Annotated in this window: 3 protein-coding genes; 1 reads left to right on the top strand and 2 read right to left on the bottom strand. The window is 46.7% G+C overall.

Features of this window, described 5'->3' with window-relative positions; translation table 11 throughout:
- Both guaA and guaB read right to left on the bottom strand, forming a co-directional pair.
- Positions 1–1,533, bottom strand: a 1,533-nt coding sequence (gene guaA, locus A3735_RS17545; protein WP_068638365.1) for a glutamine-hydrolyzing GMP synthase, incomplete at its 3' end; no start/stop codon positions are given.
- Positions 1,534–1,624: 91 nt separating this feature from the next.
- Positions 1,625–3,094, bottom strand: coding sequence for an IMP dehydrogenase (gene guaB, locus A3735_RS17550; protein ID WP_068511812.1), 1,470 nt, complete (start codon positions 3,092–3,094; stop codon positions 1,625–1,627).
- A 132-nt stretch (positions 3,095–3,226) separates the two neighbouring features.
- Between guaB and A3735_RS29085 the strand changes: the two genes are divergently transcribed.
- Positions 3,227–3,471: exodeoxyribonuclease VII large subunit (locus A3735_RS29085; RefSeq protein WP_197485924.1), on the top strand; the 245-nt coding region annotated here is incomplete at its 3' end.

Genomic DNA, 3,471 nt, shown 5'->3' on the forward strand with positions numbered 1-3,471 from the left:
GACACGCGAAATATGCTCGATCTCGTTAATAATTCGATTCGATACCGTCTCTAGTAATTCATAAGGCAAGTGCGCCCAACGAGCGGTCATGAAGTCAATTGTTTCAACGGCACGTAACGAAACAACCCATTCATAACGACGACCATCCCCTACAACACCCACCGACTTAACCGGCAAGAAGACAACAAATGCCTGTGATGTTTTGTGATACCAGTCTGCCTTATGAAGTTCTTCCAGGAAGATAGCGTCGGCTTCGCGCAAAACTTCTGCATATTCTTTCTTCACTTCCCCCAAAATACGAACACCTAGGCCAGGCCCTGGGAAGGGGTGGCGATACACCATGTCGTAAGGCAGACCTAGCTCTAAGCCCATCTTACGAACTTCGTCTTTGAATAGCTCGCGTAAAGGTTCAACTAAGTCCATCTTCATATCGTCTGGTAAGCCACCTACGTTGTGGTGAGACTTAATAACATGCGCCTTACCCGTTTTCGCTGCAGCAGATTCGATGACATCCGGGTAAATAGTACCCTGGGCCAAGAAGTCAACGTCTTGAATCTTGGTTGCTTCTTCATCGAAGACTTCAATAAAGGTATTACCAATGATTTTTCGCTTTTTCTCGGGATCAGAAACACCTTCTAACTTACCCAAGAATAAGTCTTCAGCATCAGCACGAATGACTTTGACGCCCATGTTTTCGGCGAACATCTCCATCACCATGTCGCCTTCGTTCTTACGTAACAAGCCGTTATCGACAAAAACACAGGTTAACTGATCACCAATGGCTTTATGCAATAGCGCCGCAACCACTGAAGAATCAACACCTCCAGATAGACCTAGCAAGACCTTCTTATCACCCACTTGGGCACGAACTCGTTCAATCTGATCTTCAATAATCTTTGCTGGCGTCCAAAGTGATTCACAACCACAAATATCTTTTACAAAGTGACTTAAAATACGCTCACCCTGCAGGGTATGCGTTACTTCAGGGTGGAACTGGATACCAAAGAAATTCTTCTCTGCACAGTACATACCAGCAATAGGGCAAGATTCAGTTGAGGCCATCAACTCAAAACCTTCAGGCATCGCAGTAACTTTATCACCGTGGCTCATCCATACATCTAATAAGCGGTTTGCACCTTCAATGTGATCTGCAATATCTTTGAACAAAGCACTATCACCTTCAGATTTAATCTGGGCATAACCAAACTCTCGTACATCAGAGCTTTCAACCTTGCCGCCTAATTGTTCGGCCATAGTCTGCATGCCATAACAGATCCCTAAAACCGGCACACCCAAGCTATAAACAACTTCTGGTGCACGTGGAGAACCAGGCTCAGGCACAGACTCAGGCCCCCCCGCTAAGACAATACCCGTCGGCTTGTATTCACGGATCTCGGCTTCGTCCATATCCCAGGCACGAATCTCTGAGAAAACGCCCAGTTCACGCACTCGACGTGCGATTAACTGAGTGTACTGTGAACCAAAATCTAAAATTAGAATACGCTGTGCGTGAATATCTTGACGGTCTGTCATGGGATTAAATCAACCTCTTAGAAAGACAAAACGGGGCTCTACTAGAAGATGCCCCGCATAATATAAATAAAACTTAAAAAGTACTTAAAGCCTAGCCAACACGATAGTTAGGTGCTTCCTTGGTGATGGTCACATCGTGAACGTGGCTTTCTTTCATGCCCGCTGCGGTAATCTTGGTAAACTGCGGTACCGTGCGCATCGTTTCAATATCGCCACTACCTGTGTAGCCCATGCTAGAACGAAGCCCACCCATTAACTGGTGAATGATTGCAGTCATCGGCCCCTTACACGCTACACGACCTTCAATACCTTCAGGTACTAACTTGTCGACGCCAGATTTAATGTCCTGGAAGTAGCGATCACTAGAGCCTTGAGACTGGCCCATTGCTCCTAAAGAACCCATTCCCCGATAAGCCTTATAGCTTCGACCTTGGAATAATTCGATTTCACCAGGGGCTTCATCAGTACCGGCTAGCAAACTACCGATCATAATACTGTTTGCGCCAGCTACAATCGCTTTTGCAATATCACCAGAGAAACGGATACCACCATCAGCGATAACAGGCACATCAAGCTCTTTCAAAGCTGCACTAACATTAGCCACCGCAGAAACCTGAGGAACACCAATACCAGCCACAATTCGTGTCGTACAAATTGAGCCCGGGCCAATTCCGACTTTAACCGCATCTGCACCTGCTTCAGCCAATGCTATCGCCGCTTCAGCTGTTGCGATGTTACCACCAACCACTTGCACCTGCGGGTAGTTTTCTTTTACCCAGCGAACACGGTCAATAACGCCTTTAGAGTGTCCGTGTGCCGTATCGACAACAATCACGTCAACACCTGCCTGCACCAATGCATCAACGCGCTCTTCAGTGCCAGCACCCGTACCCACAGCAGCACCAACTCTGAGCTGTCCTGCTTCATCTTTACAAGCATTTGGATAGTCTTGCGACTTTTGGATATCTTTAACCGTTACAAGGCCGGTTAGTTCGAAACTATCGTTAACCACTAATACTTTTTCGATTCTGTGCTTATGCAGCAACTCGCGAATTTCGTCTGAAGTAGCGCCTTCTTTTACGGTCACCAGCTTATCTTTAGGTGTCATGATACTTGAGACTTTAGTATCCAAACTGCCTTCAAAGCGGATGTCACGGCCAGTGACAATACCGACCAAGTCTTTACCGTCAACAACCGGTAAACCTGAAATTTTGTTAGCTGCCGTCAGCTCTAACACTTCTCGTACCGTCATATTTGAAGCAACGGTAATAGGGTCTTTCACTACACCACTTTCAAATTTCTTAACAGCACGAACGGTTGCCGCCTGCTGCTCAGCGGTCATGTTTTTGTGAATGATACCAATGCCACCTTCCTGCGCCATGGCAATTGCCAAAGGAGCTTCAGTCACCGTATCCATCGCGGCAGATACCAGAGGAACATTCAAGGTGATGCCTTTCGTCAGGCGAGTTTTAAGAGAAACTTCGTTAGGAAGAACTTCGGAATAACCAGGAATCAAGAGAACGTCATCAAACGTCAGTGCGTCATGTGCGATCCGCAACATATGGGCCAACCTTTATGTCCAGATAAAACGCGGAATTATAATGCTTGAGGGGCTCTCCTTACAAGCATAATTGTAAATACCGCCAAAGCATTTTAAACTCGCCTCAACTTATCACCCAAATATGACATCGCAATGACTTACGCAGACTTCCCTTCCGACCCCAGTATTCCTGAGCATACACCTGCTAAACCCAAGGCACTGAGTGTCAGCGAACTTAACCGTCAAGTTAAACGAATGCTTGAAGTCAGCTACGCTCAAACCTGGGTAAGCGGAGAGATTACCGGGCTCTCAAGACCGCGCTCCGGCCATTGGTATTTCACGCTAAAAGACGACAAGGCCCAAATCCGCTGCGCCATGTTTAAAGGCTATAACCAACG

The sequence above is a fragment of the Oleiphilus sp. HI0061 genome (assembly GCF_001635675.1).

Excerpts from the sequence above, each read along its gene's own strand:
- guaB (WP_068511812.1), bottom strand. The coding sequence starts at position 3,094 with ATGTTGCGGATCGCACATGACGCACTGACGTTTGATGACGTTCTCTTG.